The organism is Lactobacillus acetotolerans DSM 20749 = JCM 3825 (assembly GCF_001436775.1).
GTDB lineage: Bacteria > Bacillota > Bacilli > Lactobacillales > Lactobacillaceae > Lactobacillus > Lactobacillus acetotolerans.
This window is the reverse complement of sequence record NZ_AYZC01000001.1, coordinates 37,834-54,501: the sequence shown is the minus strand read 5'-3', so window position 1 is coordinate 54,501 and position 16,668 is coordinate 37,834. Positions and strand designations below refer to the sequence as shown.

At 37.5% G+C, this 16,668-nt stretch carries 22 protein-coding genes, 1 other RNA gene, 1 pseudogene and 1 other annotated feature; all 24 genes and pseudogenes read left to right on the top strand.

The window, feature by feature from the left end:
- The 24 genes and pseudogenes from pstC to tsaD all read left to right on the top strand — a co-directional run bounded on the left by pstC (position 1) and on the right by tsaD (position 16,666).
- Positions 1 to 999 (top strand): phosphate ABC transporter permease subunit PstC, encoded by a 999-nt coding sequence (pstC, locus tag FC77_RS00300; protein ID WP_056969461.1) that lies wholly within the window; start codon positions 1 to 3, stop codon positions 997 to 999.
- A gap of 1 nt (position 1,000) precedes the next feature.
- Positions 1,001 to 1,894, top strand: a complete 894-nt coding sequence (gene pstA, locus FC77_RS00295) for a phosphate ABC transporter permease PstA (protein WP_056969459.1) — start codon at positions 1,001 to 1,003, stop codon at positions 1,892 to 1,894.
- A 12-nt stretch (positions 1,895 to 1,906) separates the two neighbouring features.
- Positions 1,907 to 2,707 carry a phosphate ABC transporter ATP-binding protein PstB gene (gene pstB / locus FC77_RS00290; RefSeq protein WP_056969458.1) on the top strand — a complete coding sequence of 267 codons (801 nt, stop codon included), beginning with the start codon at positions 1,907 to 1,909 and terminating at the stop codon, positions 2,705 to 2,707.
- An 11-nt stretch (positions 2,708 to 2,718) separates the two neighbouring features.
- Complete coding sequence (pstB, locus tag FC77_RS00285) at positions 2,719 to 3,474, top strand: phosphate ABC transporter ATP-binding protein PstB (protein ID WP_056969456.1); 756 nt, start codon at positions 2,719 to 2,721, stop codon at positions 3,472 to 3,474.
- 18 nt (positions 3,475 to 3,492) lie between these two features.
- Positions 3,493 to 4,164: a phosphate signaling complex protein PhoU gene (phoU, locus tag FC77_RS00280; RefSeq protein ID WP_056969454.1), complete on the top strand. Its 672-nt coding sequence runs from the start codon at positions 3,493 to 3,495 to the stop codon at positions 4,162 to 4,164.
- A 38-nt stretch (positions 4,165 to 4,202) separates the two neighbouring features.
- Positions 4,203 to 4,325, top strand: a sequence feature (ribosomal protein L10 leader region).
- A 42-nt stretch (positions 4,326 to 4,367) separates the two neighbouring features.
- Positions 4,368 to 4,895 (top strand): 50S ribosomal protein L10, encoded by a 528-nt coding sequence (gene rplJ / locus FC77_RS00275; protein ID WP_054681167.1) that lies wholly within the window; start codon positions 4,368 to 4,370, stop codon positions 4,893 to 4,895.
- 46 nt (positions 4,896 to 4,941) lie between these two features.
- Positions 4,942 to 5,304: a 50S ribosomal protein L7/L12 gene (rplL, locus tag FC77_RS00270; RefSeq protein ID WP_054681166.1), complete on the top strand. Its 363-nt coding sequence runs from the start codon at positions 4,942 to 4,944 to the stop codon at positions 5,302 to 5,304.
- A gap of 152 nt (positions 5,305 to 5,456) precedes the next feature.
- Positions 5,457 to 6,077: pseudogene (locus tag FC77_RS00265) on the top strand (class I SAM-dependent methyltransferase).
- A 17-nt stretch (positions 6,078 to 6,094) separates the two neighbouring features.
- Positions 6,095 to 6,610 carry a tRNA adenosine(34) deaminase TadA gene (tadA, locus tag FC77_RS00260; protein WP_056969452.1) on the top strand — a complete coding sequence of 172 codons (516 nt, stop codon included), beginning with the start codon at positions 6,095 to 6,097 and terminating at the stop codon, positions 6,608 to 6,610.
- A 9-nt stretch (positions 6,611 to 6,619) separates the two neighbouring features.
- Positions 6,620 to 6,719: signal recognition particle sRNA small type (gene ffs, locus FC77_RS07820), an RNA gene on the top strand.
- 53 nt (positions 6,720 to 6,772) lie between these two features.
- Positions 6,773 to 8,587 carry a DNA polymerase III subunit gamma/tau gene (gene dnaX, locus FC77_RS00255; RefSeq protein ID WP_056969450.1) on the top strand — a complete coding sequence of 605 codons (1,815 nt, stop codon included), beginning with the start codon at positions 6,773 to 6,775 and terminating at the stop codon, positions 8,585 to 8,587.
- A gap of 43 nt (positions 8,588 to 8,630) precedes the next feature.
- Complete coding sequence (locus tag FC77_RS00250) at positions 8,631 to 8,960, top strand: YbaB/EbfC family nucleoid-associated protein (protein ID WP_056969449.1); 330 nt, start codon at positions 8,631 to 8,633, stop codon at positions 8,958 to 8,960.
- Entirely contained in the window at positions 8,961 to 9,560 is a 600-nt protein-coding gene (gene recR, locus FC77_RS00245; protein WP_056969447.1) for a recombination mediator RecR, read from the top strand. It begins immediately after the preceding gene.
- Positions 9,560 to 9,793, top strand: coding sequence for a YaaL family protein (locus FC77_RS00240; protein ID WP_054681164.1), 234 nt, complete (start codon positions 9,560 to 9,562; stop codon positions 9,791 to 9,793). Before recR ends, FC77_RS00240 begins: the two co-directional genes overlap by 1 nt.
- Positions 9,794 to 9,903: 110 nt before the next feature.
- Complete coding sequence (gene tmk / locus FC77_RS00235) at positions 9,904 to 10,551, top strand: dTMP kinase (protein WP_056969445.1); 648 nt, start codon at positions 9,904 to 9,906, stop codon at positions 10,549 to 10,551.
- A 4-nt stretch (positions 10,552 to 10,555) separates the two neighbouring features.
- Positions 10,556 to 10,879, top strand: a complete 324-nt coding sequence (locus FC77_RS00230) for a cyclic-di-AMP receptor (RefSeq protein WP_054681162.1) — start codon at positions 10,556 to 10,558, stop codon at positions 10,877 to 10,879.
- Positions 10,879 to 11,739, top strand: coding sequence for a DNA polymerase III subunit delta (locus tag FC77_RS00225; protein WP_054681159.1), 861 nt, complete (start codon positions 10,879 to 10,881; stop codon positions 11,737 to 11,739). Before FC77_RS00230 ends, FC77_RS00225 begins: the two co-directional genes overlap by 1 nt.
- A gap of 9 nt (positions 11,740 to 11,748) precedes the next feature.
- On the top strand, positions 11,749 to 12,096 hold the full coding sequence (yabA, locus tag FC77_RS00220; protein WP_056969443.1) for a DNA replication initiation control protein YabA: 348 nt from the start codon (positions 11,749 to 11,751) through the stop codon (positions 12,094 to 12,096).
- A gap of 1 nt (position 12,097) precedes the next feature.
- A complete protein-coding gene (gene rsmI / locus FC77_RS00215) occupies positions 12,098 to 12,952 on the top strand; it encodes a 16S rRNA (cytidine(1402)-2'-O)-methyltransferase (protein WP_056969441.1) in 855 nt (284 codons plus the stop codon).
- Between the two features lie 20 nt (positions 12,953 to 12,972).
- A complete protein-coding gene (locus tag FC77_RS00210) occupies positions 12,973 to 13,710 on the top strand; it encodes an acyl-[acyl-carrier-protein] thioesterase (RefSeq protein ID WP_056969439.1) in 738 nt (245 codons plus the stop codon).
- A 51-nt stretch (positions 13,711 to 13,761) separates the two neighbouring features.
- Positions 13,762 to 14,280: a folate family ECF transporter S component gene (locus FC77_RS00205; RefSeq protein ID WP_056969436.1), complete on the top strand. Its 519-nt coding sequence runs from the start codon at positions 13,762 to 13,764 to the stop codon at positions 14,278 to 14,280.
- Between the two features lie 28 nt (positions 14,281 to 14,308).
- On the top strand, positions 14,309 to 15,052 hold the full coding sequence (gene tsaB, locus FC77_RS00200; protein WP_056969435.1) for a tRNA (adenosine(37)-N6)-threonylcarbamoyltransferase complex dimerization subunit type 1 TsaB: 744 nt from the start codon (positions 14,309 to 14,311) through the stop codon (positions 15,050 to 15,052).
- On the top strand, positions 15,036 to 15,620 hold the full coding sequence (rimI, locus tag FC77_RS00195; RefSeq protein WP_056969433.1) for a ribosomal protein S18-alanine N-acetyltransferase: 585 nt from the start codon (positions 15,036 to 15,038) through the stop codon (positions 15,618 to 15,620). The genes tsaB and rimI overlap by 17 nt, the downstream gene beginning before the upstream one ends.
- The gene (tsaD, locus tag FC77_RS00190; protein WP_056969431.1) at positions 15,617 to 16,666 is read left to right on the top strand and encodes a tRNA (adenosine(37)-N6)-threonylcarbamoyltransferase complex transferase subunit TsaD; all 1,050 of its coding nucleotides are present in this window, start codon (positions 15,617 to 15,619) and stop codon (positions 16,664 to 16,666) included. Before rimI ends, tsaD begins: the two co-directional genes overlap by 4 nt.
- The last annotated feature ends 2 nt before the right edge of the window (positions 16,667 to 16,668 follow it).

Genomic DNA, 16,668 nt, shown 5'->3' with positions numbered 1-16,668 from the left:
ATGAGTGAGAAAAATGATGATTTAAAAAAGGTAGTTAATCAGGCGCTAGCTGAGCAAAAAGTTCCCCATGTAAAATTAGATAAGATGAAGCCCAGCACGGTCGATATTGATAAGTTGACCAAGCCTTCAAAAGAAACACACCAAGAATATTGGGGGAAAGGCTTAACCTTTTTAGCAATTATTTTAATTATTTTGTTAGTTGTTTCGATTATTGGCTTTGTCGGTGAGCATGGGTTAGCGACTTTCTTCAGTGACCATGTTAATATTATTCATTTCTTAACATCAACTAACTGGGATCCAACTCAAGGCGAAAATCATGTTGGCGCGTTAGCCATGATTGTAACTTCTTTCTTGGTTACTTTAATTTCTGCGTTGATTGCTGCACCTTTTGCTATTGCAGTTGCCCTATTTATGACCGAATATTCATCCAAAAGAAGTGCAAAGTTTTTACAATCAGTAACCGAATTGTTGGTAGGTATTCCTTCTGTTGTTTATGGCTTCTTAGGCTTAACAATTATTGTTCCGACTATTAGAAATGTTTTTGGTGGTACTGGCTTTGGTATTTTAGCTGCAACGTTAGTGCTCTTTGTAATGGTTTTGCCAACCATTACCTCGCTAACCGTTGATGCCTTGAAAGCTGTGCCAACTGAATTAAGAAATTCTTCAGCGGCATTGGGAGCAACACGCTGGCAAACGATTTACCACGTAATTTTACGTGCATCGACATCAAGAATATTAACAGCAATTATTTTTGGAATGGCTCGAGCCTTTGGTGAGGCACTAGCCGTTCAAATGGTGATTGGTAATGCCGTTCTTATGCCATATAACTTGGTTAGTCCGTCGGCAACTTTAACCAGTCAATTAACTAGTCAAATGGGGAACACAGTTATGGGGACTTTGCCTAATAACGCTTTGTGGTCATTGGCTTTGCTTCTTTTACTAATGTCACTACTCTTTAACTTCTTAGTACATTTGATTGGAAAGAAAGGAAAGAAATAAAATGCATGCAAAAAGAAATGATAAAATTGCCACTGTTTTTATTTATATTTTTGTAGCGATTGTTATTTGTATTTTAGCTGGAATTTTAGGTGAGATCCTGATCACAGGATTGCCTCACCTTTCGTGGCATTTTTTATCATCATCTGCCTCTTCTTTTCAAGCCGGTGGTGGTGTCCGTGATCAGCTCTTTAATTCCGTTTATTTACTGATCCTAACAATTGCAATTTCCTTACCGATTGCCTTGGGAGCGGCAATTTATTTATCTGAATATGCTAAAGATAATTGGATTACGAATACAATTAGAACTTCAATTGAAATCTTAAGTTCATTGCCTTCAATTGTGGTGGGCTTGTTTGGCTATTTGCTGTTTGTTATTCAGTTTAATCTTGGCTTCTCGATTATCTCAGGTGCCTTAGCCTTAACTTTTTTCAACTTGCCGATCCTTACTAGTAATATTGAGCAAGCCCTTGAGGGGGTTCCGCAATCACAACGTGAGGCTGGTCAGGCATTGGGCCTTTCTAACTGGAAGACAATTCGTGGAATTGTTTTACCTGCTGCCTTACCAGGTATTCTGACTGGTATTGTACTGAGTGCCGGGAGAGTTTTTGGTGAAGCAGCTGCCCTTATTTATACTGCAGGACAAAGTGGTTCAACAATTGATTATTCTAACTGGAACGCGTTTAGCCCAACTAGCTTTTTGAACGTAATGCGTCCTGCTGAAACCCTTGCTGTTCATATTTGGAAAGTAAATACGGAAGGTATTATACCGGATGCAACCATAGTTTCAGCGGCTACGTCAGCCCTGTTAGTGATAGTTGTGATCATATTTAATTTTGGTGCACGTGCTTTAGGCAATATGCTTTATCGCAAGTTAACAGCTTCAAATACGAAATAAAGGTATTCTATAATGGATGATTTAAAAAAAGAACCGACTTATATTAAGACTTTCTCGTCAGATGAGCTTGCACTTTCAACTAAAAATTTGAGTGTCTTGTATGGTGGTACAATTCAAAAGCTCTTTAATGTTAGTTTAGGTTTTAAAAAGAATGCAATTACGGCTTTAATTGGTGCTTCGGGATCAGGGAAATCCACTTTTCTGCGTTCTTTAAACAGAATGAATGACAAGGTAGCTACGGTTAAGGGCAATATTATTTTCCATGGCTTGGATGTAAATAAGCCCAACATCAATGTTTATGAGTTGCGTAAAAATATTGGGATGGTGTTTCAAAAACCTAATCCATTTCCAAAGTCAATTCGAGAAAATATTACTTACACTTTAAAAGCTGATGGACAAAAAGATAAACAAAAACTAGATCAGATTGTAGAAGAGAGTTTGCGTGCGGCCGCATTATGGGATGAAGTAAAGGATAAACTTGATAAAAGTGCTCTTGCATTGTCTGGTGGTCAGCAGCAGCGTCTTTGTATTGCACGGGCAATTGCATTGAAGCCAGAGATATTGCTCTTAGATGAGCCAGCAAGTGCTTTGGATCCTGTTTCTACTGCTAAATTGGAAGATACATTAAAGCAGTTACGTAGTAGGTACACAATGGTGATGGTTACTCATAATATGCAGCAGGCTTCAAGAATTAGTGAGTATACGGCCTTTTTCCATTTAGGACATGTATTAGAATATGACGTTACAAGTAATGTCTTTACTAATCCTAAAGGAAGAATTACTGAAAAGTACATTCAAGGTAGTTTTGGTTAAAGGAAATATTTATGAAAGAAATTATGACGGCTAAAAACGTTAAACTTAGTTACGGAAATTTTGAAGCGCTTCATGGTATTGACTTAGATTTTCCCGAGAAAAGATTAACGGCTCTTATTGGACCATCAGGCTGTGGTAAATCGACTTTTTTACGTTGTCTTAACCGGATGAATGATGATATTACTGGTGTAAAAATTTCTGGTGATATTCGTTTTAATGGGAAAGATATTTACAGTCCAAAAATGGATTTAGTCGCACTTCGTAAACATGTAGGAATGGTATTTCAGCAGCCAACACCGTTTCCTTTTTCTGTTTATGATAACGTTGCGTATGGTCTTCGAATTGCCGGTGTCAAAGATAAAAAGTTGATTGAACAAAGGGTTGAAGAGAGTCTTAAGCAAGCAGCAATTTGGGATGAAACTAAAGATAATTTAAAACGGAATGCACAGGCTTTCTCTGGTGGTCAGCAGCAAAGAATTTGTATCGCTCGAACTTTAGCTATTCGTCCAGAAGTTGTCTTGCTTGATGAGCCGACTAGTGCGCTCGATCCAATTTCTAGCATGGAAATTGAAAAAACACTAATGAGCTTAAAACATAAATATACTTTTATTATGGTGACACACAATTTGCAGCAGGCTAGCCGAGTTGCGGATCAGGTGGCTTTTTTGATGAATGGTAACTTGATTGAGACGGGACCAACTGAAAAAATGTTTATTTCACCTAAGAATAAAGTTACTAGTAATTATCTTAATGGTCGTTTTGGTTAAGTTGTTTGAGGTAAAAAAATGCACGAAATATTTTTAGATGAATTAAAAAAATTAAACGAAGAATTTATGGAGATGGGTGTTTACGTAAATGATCAAATTGATCAGGCTACAAGAGCCTTTGTTGATCATGATAAGAAAGCTGCCCAATCAATGGTTGATGACCAAGAAAAGGTTCCCAAGGAATCGTTACGAATTCAAAAAAAAGCTCTGGAATTAATGGCCTTACAGCAGCCAGTAGCAACTGATTTTAGGATTGTTATTAGTATTTTGAAGGCGGTAACTGACCTTGAACGAATTGGCGAAAATGCCTTAAGTATTGCTCTAGAAACTATTAGGGTTAAAGGAAATGCTAGAATCGAACCTGTAGAAGATACTATTTCTGAAATGACTCATAATGTTCGGCACATGCTGATTAAAGTTTTGACAGCTTACGTTCAGGATGATAAAAAAATGGCTAGGGATGTAGATAATAATCATAACGGCATTTATTCTGACTACATTAAAGCTAGGAAGTTAATCGTTAAAGGAGTAGAAAAGAATCCAGATACTGCAGTTGCTGCCTCTAGTTACTTCGTGGTTATCAGGTTGCTAGAAAGAATTTCCGATCATATTGTTAACATTGCTAGTTGGGTAATTTATAAAACTACGGGTAAATTAACAGAATTAATTGATCCAAATGATGCTTTGTAAAAAATGATACTTGCATAAGGTTAAATAGCCTGTTACACTAGTTAAAGTAAATTCTACCTAAGACTCGGGTGGTATAACACCTCAAAATCCCGCCGAGGCCAGAAGATAATGAAGATTTTATAACTCCATGTCTTATGGCATGGAGCTTTTTTATTAGGCCTTATAGAATTTATCAATGTAATTGATTATGGAGGTGAATTCGATTGAGTAAAACTGCTATTGCTGAAAAAGAGAAGCTTGTTGATGCATTTGCTGATGAACTTAAGGATGCTAAGGCTATCTTAGTGATTAACTACTTAGGCTTATCCGTTGAGGAAGTCACCAAGATGCGTGATGAACTTCGTGATAACAACGTTAAGATGAGAGTTATCAAGAATACTTTCTTAAAGCGTGCTGCTGCTAAAGCTGGCGTTAAAGGCCTTGACGATACTTTCGTTGGTCCAACCGCTGTTGTTTACACTGATGATGCCGATGACATTACTGAGCCTGCTCGTATTGTTTCTAAATACGAAGATGACTACGATGTCATGGAAATTAAAGGTGGTATGCTTGAAGGCAAGTTGACTTCTAAAGATGAAATCAAAGAACTTGCTTCTATTCCGGGACGCGATGGATTGCTTTCAATGCTTGTTTCTGTATTGCAAGCACCTATTCGTGACTTTGCATACGCTGTTAAAGCTGTTGCTGATTCAAAATCTGATGATTCAGATTCTAAGGATGCAACAAAATAAATATTGTAATTAATATCTAAATTCTAATTTTTCGGAGGATACTTAAATGGCTTTAGATAAAGATAAGATCATTGAAGACTTAAAAGGTGCTTCAATTCTTGAATTAAACGACCTTGTAAAGGCTATTGAAGATGAATTTGACGTTTCAGCTGCTGCCCCAGTTGCTGCTGCAGGTGCTGGTGATCAAGCTGCTCAAAAGTCAACGTTCGATGTTGAATTGACTGAATCAGGTCAAGAAAAAGTTAAGGTTATTAAGGCTGTTCGTGATATCACTGGCCTTGGCCTTAAGGACTCAAAGGACCTTGTTGATGCTGCTCCTAAGAACGTCAAGGAAGGCGTTTCAGAAGACGAAGCTAACGACATTAAGTCTAAGCTTGAAGACGTTGGTGCTACTGTAACCCTTAAGTAGTTACAGCCCAACTGGGCAAGTTATTTAAAAAGGCGAGTGTTTGCAATTGCAAATGCTCGTCTTTTCCTTTCTTATTTTGTTAACATTAATATATAAGCTTTAAGATAGTTTAAGTAAAAAATAATCAAATAATTTTTTAGAAGCGAGAACTAATGTCTGTCGAAAAAAATCAAATGTACTTTGCAAGTAATCCTGATAGTGAACATGATGAGCACGTCATTGATTATCACGTTAATGGAATTGATTTAAAATTTAATACTGACGCCGGTGTATTTTCTAAATTACGGGTAGATTATGGTTCAGGTGTATTAATTAAAACGATGTCTGATGTTACTTTCCCTGCCAATAATATTCTTGACGTTGGCACTGGTTATGGCCCAATTGGTTTATTTGCGGCTAAGTTTTGGCCTAAGCAAATGGTTGATATGGTTGATGTCAACGAAAGGGGATTACAACTCGCTAGAGAAAATGCTGAGTTAAATCACGTTGATAATGTACATATTTATAGTTCAGATATTTATTCAAAAATAGACGAAGACAAAAAGTTTGGTTTAATTATAACTAATCCACCAATTCGGGCTGGTAAAAAAGTTGTTAGTCAATTTTTGGCTAACGCTAAAAATTTCCTTGTAAATAATGGGGTATTGTTAACAGTTATTCAGAAAAAGTAGGGTGAACCTAGTGCACGCAAGCTTTTAAAGTCAACTTATGGGAATTGTGCAATTCTCAAACGGGATAAGGGATATTATATTTTAAAGGCAATAAAGAAGTAATTTTGTAAGAGGAATACATGGCTTTATCTAGTGAAGATAAAAAGAAATACATGCAATTAGCCTTTGCAGAAGCAAAAAAAGCTCAGAAGCAAGGAGAAGTGCCAATAGGTGCGATATTGATTGATCCTCAAGGTCAAATTATCGGTAAAGGGTATAATCGTAGGGAACTTGATCAAGATGTAAGCCAGCATGCTGAAATGATCGCAATTCGCCAGGCATGTAAAAAATTAGGCACATGGCGGTTAATTGATTGCAGTTTATTTGTAACTTTAGAGCCATGCCCTATGTGTGCGGGTGCAATTATTAATTCTCGTATAGCTAACCTCTATTATGGTGCCCTTGATCCTAAGGCTGGAGCTGCTGGAAGTGTAGTTGATTTATTTGCAGTGAAGAAATTCAATCACCATGTTCATGTGATTAGGGGAATATATCGGGATGAATCTAGCAAAATGCTAAAAACCTTTTTCCAATCAATTCGTAAAAAGCAAAAATTAGCTAAGCAAATGCGGCAAAATAGTGGTAAAAATGAGTAAAATACGTTATTATGTTTTGTGGGCAATGTTTGGCTTCCAAATTGTGTCAGGACCGGAAGGTAGCAGCACTAAGGTTGCCCAGGCATGTGCCTTTTATTAGACATTTACAAACTCTTAACTCTTTCCAAGAGTTAGGAGTTTTTTTACTAGGGAAGATAATTCATGGCTTATCAAGCGTTATATCGTAAATGGCGGCCACGTACTTTTGATAGTGTTGTTGGTCAGAAAGATATTACAGATACCTTAAAGAATGCTATTAAACGCGGTACTATTTCGCATGCCTTTTTATTTGCTGGTCCACGCGGTACAGGGAAAACTTCGTGTGCAAAGATTTTTGCCAAAGCCTTAAACTGTACTAATCTGCAAGATGGTGAACCATGTAATAAGTGTGCAAACTGTCGTGCTGCTGATAATGGCTCAATGCCTGATATTATCGAAATTGATGCCGCTTCTAATAACGGCGTTGATGAAATTCGTGATATCCGAGACAAGGCAAAATATGCTCCTACTCAGGGTAAGTACAAAGTTTATATTATCGATGAAGTCCACATGCTATCGATTGGTGCTTTCAATGCTTTACTTAAAACTTTAGAGGAACCACCAGAGCATGTTGTCTTTATTTTGGCGACCACGGAGTTGCAAAAAGTCCCCGCTACGATTATTTCGAGGACGCAACGTTATAACTTTAAGCGTATTTCCAAGGCTGATCTTGAAAAAAGAATGAAGTATATTCTTGATCAAGAAAAAATCAAATATGACGATAAGGCGCTTGCGGTTATTGCTCAAGTAGCTGATGGCGGGATGAGGGATGCCTTAAGTATCCTGGATCAATTATTGAGTTATGAAAAGGGTAGCGTTAATTATAACGATGCCTTACAAATAACTGGTTTTGCAGCTAAAGAAAATATTGAAAAAATCTTGCTTGCTTTGCTTAATAAAGATGCAGGTAATGCTCTTAAAGAGACACAAAAGGAACTGCGGTCTGGCGCGAGTTCTAAGAATATTTTAGATGAATTAATTGATATGGCTACCAATGCTCTAATGATTAGTAAAGCAGGTGGTAGTGATGAAAGTGGTTTTATAAGTGATGAACTTGTTCAAAAAATAAAGGATATTCCTAGTACGCGCTATTTTCATTTGATTACTTTAGCAAATAATGCGTTAAATGATTTGCGCTACACTAACCAGCAGCAAATACCCCTAGAAGTATTTTTAGTGGAAGCGAGTTCTAATGAAAAGCCAGTGAAGCAAGAAACTGTTAAAACTACTTCTGTAAACTCTGATTCTGATTTACAGGCTGAAATTGCCGCGTTAAAGAAGCAAGTGGTTGATTTAACCCAGCAAGTTGCTAATGTTGCTAATGAGCCACCCTCAAATTCAAGCAATCAGGTCTTTCATTTGGATACAGCTAAGTCAAGTAAAAACAAGAAAACTCGTGCTGAAAAAGCAGAAAACGAGGTTAAACCTAAGAAAGTTGTTAAGCGAACCAAGCATACTAATGAACAAAATCGGAAACAGGTTTATCATGTTCTTGCGAACGCAACTAAAAAAGACCTTGAAACGATTAAAAATGTTTGGCCTGACTTACAATCAGGCCTAGCTGTTTCTGAACGCGCCTTGTTAGATGTACTTGAGCCTGTCGCTGCCAGTCATGATCAAGTGGTCATGAAGTGTAAATACACCCTCTGGTTTGAAAATGCCAGTTCTGATAGCGATTTAATGAATAAGTTAACCAGTGAGATTGAGAAGTTTGCTAAGCATAAATATGATATTGTATTAGTGCCGGATGATGATTGGTTAGCCGTTAGGAAAGAATTTATTGAAAGCCATAAAAAAGAATTTTTGGCTAAGAAAAAGCAAAAAGTATCAGATATAGTTCAAGAAGAACCGGAAGAAAAGAAAGAACCTAAAGATGATTCTAAGGTGATTGATAAGGCTAAGGAACTTTTTGGTGATACGGTTAATATTAAAGATTAATTGCAGTAAAATATAAGATATATTTTTTTAAAGGAGATAAAATATGAGTGGAAGACCTAATTTTGGTGGTATGGGTGGCGTAAACATGCAACAAATGATGAAGCAAGCCAAAAAATTGCAACAACAAATGACTGAAGAGCAGGAAAATATTACTGCTAAGGAATTTGTGGGCAAATCTGCTGATGATCTTGTGGTTGCTACCTTTACTGGTGATAGAAAATTAAAAGATTTAGCAATTAATAAAGAAGCTATCGATCCAGACGATCCTGATATGTTGCAGGATTTAGTCATTGATGCGGTCAATAAAGGACTTGCAGAGATTGATAAGGCAACACAAGAAAGTTTAGGCAAGTACACGAAAGGTATGAGATAATTGCAATATCCATTACCAATTGCTCATTTAATTGATTCTTATATGAAGTTACCTGGAATTGGTGAAAAAACTGCGACAAGGCTAGCATTTTATACGTTAGATATGCCTGAAGACGATGTTCAAGATTTTGCTAAATCGCTTAAAGAAGTGAAGCAAAAACTGCGTCGTTGTTCAATTTGTGGCAATGTTACAGAAAAAGATCCGTGTGATATTTGTTCTAACCCTGAACGAGATCAAACTACCATTATGGTTGTTGAACAGCCCAAAGATGTGATGGCATTTGAGGAAATGGGCGAATATGATGGCCTTTACCATGTTTTGCATGGTGTCTTGTCGCCAATGGATGGAATTGGACCAGAAGAAATTAACATTAAATCCTTGATTACCCGTTTGCAAAAGCAGGATAAAGTTAAAGAGGTTATTCTAGCGCTTAATTCCACACCTGAAGGTGAATCAACGGCTATGTATATCAGTAAGTTGATTAAGCCATCTGGTATTAAAGTTACGCACTTGGCGGCTGGTCTTGCTGTTGGTAGTGATATTGAATACGCTAATTCCATTACTCTAAAACGAGCAGTACAAGGGAGAACCTCATTATAATGGCAAAGAGAAATAAGATAAAAGAGCAAGGCGATCAAAAGCTGATAGCACTGATCGAAAAATTGCAAGATGAAATTGCTCTTCAAAAAGACCTTGACCAAACTACTTTGGATATGTCAGAAGATAACGTAGTAGCAGGTAAAATTTTACGTGCTAAGTATTCATTTTTGTATGATGAGGCTCGTTACCGGCATACAAGATTTAGTGGTTTGACTAATGCAATTACGCAGTAAAAAAAGCCCGTTCACATCAGTGAATAGGCTTTTTATTTTGGCTAAGTTTAAAATATTTTGCACTGTTAAAGTAACAGAAATTTCTGTAGAATAGACACATGGAGAGTTTTATGAAGAGTTTTTTTATTAGTTTTGAAGGCCCAGATGGGGCAGGCAAAAGTACTGTTCTCAAGCAGGTAATGGCGCAAATAACCCCTAAGTTGCAAACACAATATCTTGTGACACGTGAGCCAGGTGGTTCAGTGATTGCAGAGAAGATTCGTAAAATCATTTTGGATCCTAATAATTCTAAGATGGCCGCTAAAACGGAGGCCTTGCTTTATGCAGCTTCACGCAGTCAGCACATGGCCGAGGTGATTATACCAGCGCTGAAAGCAGGAAAATTAGTGGTTTCCGATCGTTTTGTTGATAGTTCTTTAGCTTATCAGGGTGCTGGCCGGAACTTAGGAATTAAAGAAATTAAACAAATCAACGATTTTGCGACGAGCGGGATTGAACCAAATTTAACGATTTTTTTAGATATTGATCCAGCAGTTGGTTTGGCGCGGATTCAGAAACAGCGGCCTAATGGTGAAGATCGGTTGGAACAAGAAAAATTAGCTTTTCATAAAAGAGTTTATGGCGGCTATCAGAAGATCAAACAACTTTATCCTGATCGGATAAAAATTGTGAATGCTAACCAGCCATTTGGTCAAGTAGTAGCTGATTGTATTAAAATTATTGAAAATCGTTTACCAGAGAAATTTTTAAAGGACTGATCTTATGAAATTAATAATCGCTATTGTACAAAAAGAAGATTCGAATAAATTACAACGTGCTTTTGTTAAGAATAATATCCGAGCAACTAAGCTGTCGACAACCGGTGGCTTTTTGAGTCAAGGTAACACCACCTTTATGGTTGGAACCGCAGACGAATCCGTTGATAAGGTTCTAAAAGTTATCAAAGGTGAATCTAAAGCACGTGAAGAGTATATGAATCCTAATATGGTTACGACCGGCTTCGATATGGGCAGCCAGCCCGTGAAAATTACCGTTGGCGGTGCAACTTGTTTCGTCTTACCTGTTGAAGAGTTTAAACGCTTCTGATGGTAAATATTAATAAAATTGGTAAAGCCCAAGCCAATTTTTTATATAGAGCTTATAATAATAAACAATTAGCCCAAAGTTATCTATTTGTAGATAGTGATGAAGAAGAGGCACTTAATACAGCTTATTGGCTTGCATGTTTATTTAATTGTACCGGTCAAAATAAGCCTGATGGTAAATGTCAAAATTGTCGGCAGATTATTTCGGGTAACCATCCCGATGTGTTGTTGGTTGAACCAGAGGGAAAGCAGACTTTAGGAATTGACCAGATTCGGCCATTAAAAGAAGAATTAGCAAAAAGCCCGGTTGAAAGTACTCGTCGCTTTTTCTTTATTAACGAAGCGGAGAGGCTGACTTTACCTGCAGCCAATGCACTTCTTAATTTACTTGAAGAACCGATTGCGCCAGTGGTTTCAATACTGATAACCAATAATAGCGACCAGATTCTTCCAACCGTTCGTTCTCGTACTCAGATTGTTAATTTTGATGATGGGAAGAAAATCGAGGGTAAAACGGCTATCTTAATTAAAAATGGCTTTTCACAAGATGAAATTACTGAATTGGGTGATACCAACAATTTAGACCAAATGATTAAGTACTTTTATCAAGAAATGTTAGAGAAAAATTCATTGGCTTTAGTTAGTGCACACCGTTTGGCCGATGAAGCTAGGGGAGTAACCCAGCAGCGCTATGTTTTAATTAATTTAAAACTCATGGCGCAGAAAGATGTAAATGATGAGCTTAAACGGCAAGCCGGGGCAAGGATGTTAAAATGTTTAATAGAGGTTGATAAAATGCGTTACAGTAACGTCAACTTCCGTAATCTGTTAGATTACCTTGCTTTGCAGTGGAAACGGTAGGTGTTTATAGTGGATCCTTATTCAAAGTTGCAACAATTGCATGATGCAATGGCAAATATGACTAAAACAGTTGAAAGTTTAGAAAATAATATTTTGGATACGCTCAAAGAAAATACTGAGTTAAAAGTAGAAAATAAACTTTTGCGGGAGAAACTGGATAAATTAAATAGTAGTCATAGTGAACCTGCAGTTAAGACTCAGAGTGGACTTGAATCTTTAAGACAAATCTATAAGTCGGGTTACCATATTTGTAACATGTATTATGGTTCACACCGAGATCCAAGTTCAGATTGCATGTTTTGTTTAGATATTCTTGATAATTTTGGTGAAAAAAAGAATATTAAGAAGGATAAATAAGATGCAGAGACAGAGTAGTTATGCCAAGGATAGTGGGAAGCTGTACTTAGTCCCAACCCCGATTGGTAACCTAGATGATATTACGATTCGTGCAAAAAAAGTTTTAACAAATGCAGATTATATTGCGGCTGAGGATACCCGTACCAGTGGGATCTTGCTAGAAAAGATTGGCGTGCATAATCGCATGTTATCTTTTCATAAATATAATTCTAAAGAACGTGCTCCTGAGTTGATTAAATTAATGCAGGATGGAGTGACAATCGCTGAAATTAGTGACGCTGGGATGCCGGTTATCTCAGATCCTGGTTACATTTTAGTGGAAGACTGCATTAAGCATGATATTCCAGTCGTTCCTCTTCCGGGACCGTCTGCTTTTGCCACGGCTCTTATCGGGTCAGGCTTTGATGCACAGCCTTTTACTTACTATGGCTTTTTGCCGCGAAAGCAGTCTGAACAAAAACCATACTTTGAAGAAATGAATAAAGCCAAAGCAACTTCGATTTTTTATGAAGCGCCACACCGGTTAGTTAAAACATTGAAGAATATGGCTCAAGTTTTTCCGGCAGACAGGAAAATTGTGGCGGCACGCGAGCTAACTAAAATTCACGAAGAATTTATTCGTGGGACAGTTGCCGAATTAAATAGTTATTTTGCTAAAACAAAGCCGCGTGGTGAATTTGTAATTTTAGTTTCAGCGAATACTGAAAAGCCAAAGCAATTGGCGTGGCCGGAATTGATTCAATTGGTTAATAATGTGGTAAAGCAAGGTAAAAGTAAAAAAGACGCTATTAAACAGATAGCCAAAAACTATCATGTTTCTAAAAATGAGCTTTATGATAAATACCACCAAAAATAAGTGGATTAAAGGATTAAAAAATGAAATATAGTGAGAAGCACCAAGTTGAATTTTACGAATGTGACGAAAATGAGCATTTGAAGTTACCGTCTCTGGTAGACCTGATGATGCAGGTGTCTGAACACCAACTTGACAAGCGCGGTATAGGTACAAATACTTTAGTTAAACATGGTGAAGGCTGGGTTGTGACCCAGTACCACTTTGATATTGAGAATTTGCCTAAGCCAGGGGATGAAATAAACCTAATTACGGAGGCGAGTGGGTATAACCGCTTCTTTGAATACCGTGATTTTATGTTTGACGATAAAGACGGCAATCGTTTAGTTACGGTTCGTAGTGAATGGGTATTGTTTGATTTGCAGAAACGCAAGATGTTGCCAACTGACGAAAAATTAATGGCAAATTTGGAAGTACCGCTTTTAAAGAAATTGCCACGTTTTCCCCGTCTTCGTGCGCTGAAAAGTTATGACCATAAACGGCAATACCGGGTACGATATGATGACCTCGATACTAACCACCATTTAACCAATAGTCACTACTTTAACTGGTTTATTGATATGCTAGACCGTGATTTTATGAAAAAATTTATGGTCCAAGCAATCGACATCAAATTCAATAAAGAAGTGCGCTATGCACAGATGCCATATTCATGTATGACCTTAAAAAAAGAGGATAATCAATACAAATCTTATCACGCAATTGAGGATGAAAAGGGAAAAGACCAAGCAGTATGTGAGCTAACATGGCGCAAAATATGATTTAATAAAGGCATGACAGTTAGTCATGCTTTTTTTGAGGGAGTGGTTAGAATGACTATAAAAAAGTTATTAAAGATCGACTTACAAGGATTGGTCATGTTAGGTATAGTTATTGCTATGAAAATCATATTAGGACGCTTTTCTTTTGGACCAGCAATAGTTAAGGTCGGATTAGGTTTCATTGGTAGTGTTATGTTAGGTTATCTTTTTGGCCCAATTTGGGGTGCCGTTGGTGGCTGCATTAGTGATCTGGTTTCATCTGCCCTCTTTGGTAATCAGGGTGGCTTCTTTATTGGCTTTACTTTAACTGCAATGGCCGGACCTTTTATTTATGGTCTTTTTTTCTACCAAAAACCAGTTAAAATTTGGCGAATTATCGTGGCTACCTTATTAGTTACTCTGATTGTAAATATTGGTATGAATACGTTATGGGTGCACTTTCTTTATGGCATGAACCTTAAGGCGGCATTAATTCAACGCGCGCCTAAGGAGTTGATTGTTCCTTGGATTCAAATGTTTATCGATTACTTTGTTTTGCAGGCTATTTCTCGTGTTAAAATAAAAAAGTAGTTTTAATAAAAAGGGAAAATAATTAGACATGAAAATTTTAAGTGTATCAACGGCTACCAATCATTTAAGTGTTGCTTTAAATGAAGATAAGAAAATAATTGTTGAGAAGAACGAACATGATGAGCGCAATCACAGTGAACACCTTGATCCGTTAATCAATGAAATTTTAGTTAATAATAATTTAAAGCTGAAGGATATTGATCGCTTTGCGGTTGCAATCGGGCCTGGTTCATATACCGGCTTAAGAATTGGTATTACGACCGTTAAAATGTTTGCTAGCATCTTGAAAAAAGATGTAGTTGGGATTTCAACCTTAAAAGCTTTGGCTGCTAGCTGTAGCGATCAAAAGAGTTTGATTGTGGCTGGGATTGATGCCAGAAATGATAATTACTTTGCCGGAGCTTATATTATTGATAGTGCCGGTAAACTGGTTAATGTGATTCCTGACGGACATTACCATATTGATACATTATTGAATGCCGTTCATGATTATTTAGAGCAGAGCAAGTATGCAAAGCTGATTTTTATTGGTTCTGGTTTTAATAAACAGGAAAAATTAATTAAGGATTTACACGTGCCGTTTACTTACGGAACTGCTGATCAAAATGTCGTTCATGCCGGAATAATTGGGAAATTGGCTCTAGATGAGAAAGCAGTTGATCCGGATAAATTATTGCCGCGTTACTTGCGCAGAACCCAAGCAGAGGTCGATTGGCACAAGAAGACCGGTAAACCATTTGGACCGGATAGTAATTATGTTGAAGAAGTTTAAAGGATTAAATCAATTTTTTCATTTGGCGCAAAATAAGGTTAACCTGACTTTTTCACCATTTGTCGTGACGATTGATAAACAGGTTCTGCAAGTAATGCAGGCCAGTGACGATGATATTCCTAATTTATTGATGTTGGAGCAGAAAGTGTATTCTGGTTATATGCCGTGGGATGAGCTTTCTTTTCGAACGGAATTAAATAAAAAGAAGAATACTCTTTACCTGGTTGTTTATCACGTTTCAACGTTAATTGCCTTTATCGGTGTGCGTTTCCGTTCTCGTGAGGCTCATATTACTAATATTGCGGTTGCACCTGAGTTTCAGCATCAGCATGTCGGGACATTTTTAATGCAATTGATGATCGAGCGTGCAAGGCAGAATGGCAGTGAATGTGTGAGCTTAGAGGTTCGCGTTGATAATGAATTAGCACAGAAATTTTATCAGTTGTTGGGTTTTGAAGCCACATTTATAAGGAAAAATTATTATCAGGATATTGCTACTGATGCGTTAAATATGGTTTTATGGCTAAAACCTCATCAGGTTAACAAAAGGAAGAAGCTTAAGTTTTGAATAATAAAAAGGATATTCGCATATTAGCTTATGAAAGTTCATGTGATGAAACTTCGACCGCCGTGGTTAAAAATGGCCGTGAGGTTGAAAGCTTAATTGTGGCAACCCAGATAAAAAGCCACCAACGTTTCGGTGGGGTTGTTCCTGAAGTAGCCAGCCGTCACCACATTGAGGTGATTAGCCAAATTACCAAAGAAGCATTAGATGAGGCAAAAGTTGGGTGGAAAGATATTGACGCAATTGCGGTTACCTATGGTCCAGGCCTTGTTGGTGCGCTCTTAATTGGTGTCAGTGCTGCTAAGGCAGCATCGATGGCAACGGGTATTCCGTTAATTGGGGTTGACCATATTATGGGACATATTATGGCTGCCCAATTAAAGGATGAGATCGAGTATCCTGCCTTGGCCTTACAGGTTTCCGGTGGACATACTGAGATTGTCTTGTTAAAGGATCCAATTCATTTTGAGATTATTGGTGATATCCGTGACGATGCGGCTGGCGAGGCTTATGACAAAATCGGCCGGGTTATGGGTGTAAAATATCCAGCTGGTAAAACCGTTGATAATTGGGCTCATAAGGGTAAAGATACTTTTCATTTTCCAAGAGCTATGATGGAAGATAATGATTATGATTTTTCATTTTCTGGCTTAAAGAGTGCCTTTATTAATACCTGCCACCACGCTGATCAAATTCACAAAAAGTTAAATAAATATGATCTGGCTGCAAGTTTCCAGGCTTCAGTAATTGATGTGCTTGCACATAAGACTATTAGGGCAATTAAGCAGTATCGTCCCAAGACCTTTATCATGGGCGGTGGGGTTGCCGCAAACCATGGTTTGCGTGAGCGTATGAGCAAGGAAATTGCTCGTCTACCCAAGTCAATTCAGCCTAAGGTTATCTTACCAGACATCAAATTATGTGGTGATAACGCGGCTATGATCGGAGCAGCTGCGTATAATTTATATAATGCTGGCAAGTTTTCAGACTTAACTTTGAATGCCGATCCATCGTTGGAATTACCGTATGCAGACAGCATGTTAAAGTAAAT

What these genes read in the sequence shown, in the direction of transcription:
- FC77_RS00250 (WP_056969449.1), top strand. Translation starts at nt 8,631, where the DNA reads ATGAGTGGAAGACCTAATTTTGGTGGTATGGGTGGCGTAAACATGCAA.
- pstB (WP_056969458.1), top strand. Translation starts at nt 1,907, where the DNA reads ATGGATGATTTAAAAAAAGAACCGACTTATATTAAGACTTTCTCGTCA.
- FC77_RS00225 (WP_054681159.1), top strand. Translation starts at nt 10,879, where the DNA reads ATGGTAAATATTAATAAAATTGGTAAAGCCCAAGCCAATTTTTTATAT.
- tmk (WP_056969445.1), top strand. Translation starts at nt 9,904, where the DNA reads ATGAAGAGTTTTTTTATTAGTTTTGAAGGCCCAGATGGGGCAGGCAAA.
- pstB (WP_056969456.1), top strand. Translation starts at nt 2,719, where the DNA reads ATGAAAGAAATTATGACGGCTAAAAACGTTAAACTTAGTTACGGAAAT.
- dnaX (WP_056969450.1), top strand. Translation starts at nt 6,773, where the DNA reads ATGGCTTATCAAGCGTTATATCGTAAATGGCGGCCACGTACTTTTGAT.
- pstC (WP_056969461.1), top strand. Translation starts at nt 1, where the DNA reads ATGAGTGAGAAAAATGATGATTTAAAAAAGGTAGTTAATCAGGCGCTA.
- FC77_RS00205 (WP_056969436.1), top strand. Translation starts at nt 13,762, where the DNA reads ATGACTATAAAAAAGTTATTAAAGATCGACTTACAAGGATTGGTCATG.
- tadA (WP_056969452.1), top strand. Translation starts at nt 6,095, where the DNA reads ATGGCTTTATCTAGTGAAGATAAAAAGAAATACATGCAATTAGCCTTT.
- phoU (WP_056969454.1), top strand. Translation starts at nt 3,493, where the DNA reads ATGCACGAAATATTTTTAGATGAATTAAAAAAATTAAACGAAGAATTT.
- FC77_RS00230 (WP_054681162.1), top strand. Translation starts at nt 10,556, where the DNA reads ATGAAATTAATAATCGCTATTGTACAAAAAGAAGATTCGAATAAATTA.
- rsmI (WP_056969441.1), top strand. Translation starts at nt 12,098, where the DNA reads ATGCAGAGACAGAGTAGTTATGCCAAGGATAGTGGGAAGCTGTACTTA.
- FC77_RS00210 (WP_056969439.1), top strand. Translation starts at nt 12,973, where the DNA reads ATGAAATATAGTGAGAAGCACCAAGTTGAATTTTACGAATGTGACGAA.
- rimI (WP_056969433.1), top strand. Translation starts at nt 15,036, where the DNA reads ATGTTGAAGAAGTTTAAAGGATTAAATCAATTTTTTCATTTGGCGCAA.
- pstA (WP_056969459.1), top strand. Translation starts at nt 1,001, where the DNA reads ATGCATGCAAAAAGAAATGATAAAATTGCCACTGTTTTTATTTATATT.
- FC77_RS00240 (WP_054681164.1), top strand. Translation starts at nt 9,560, where the DNA reads ATGGCAAAGAGAAATAAGATAAAAGAGCAAGGCGATCAAAAGCTGATA.
- tsaB (WP_056969435.1), top strand. Translation starts at nt 14,309, where the DNA reads ATGAAAATTTTAAGTGTATCAACGGCTACCAATCATTTAAGTGTTGCT.
- rplL (WP_054681166.1), top strand. Translation starts at nt 4,942, where the DNA reads ATGGCTTTAGATAAAGATAAGATCATTGAAGACTTAAAAGGTGCTTCA.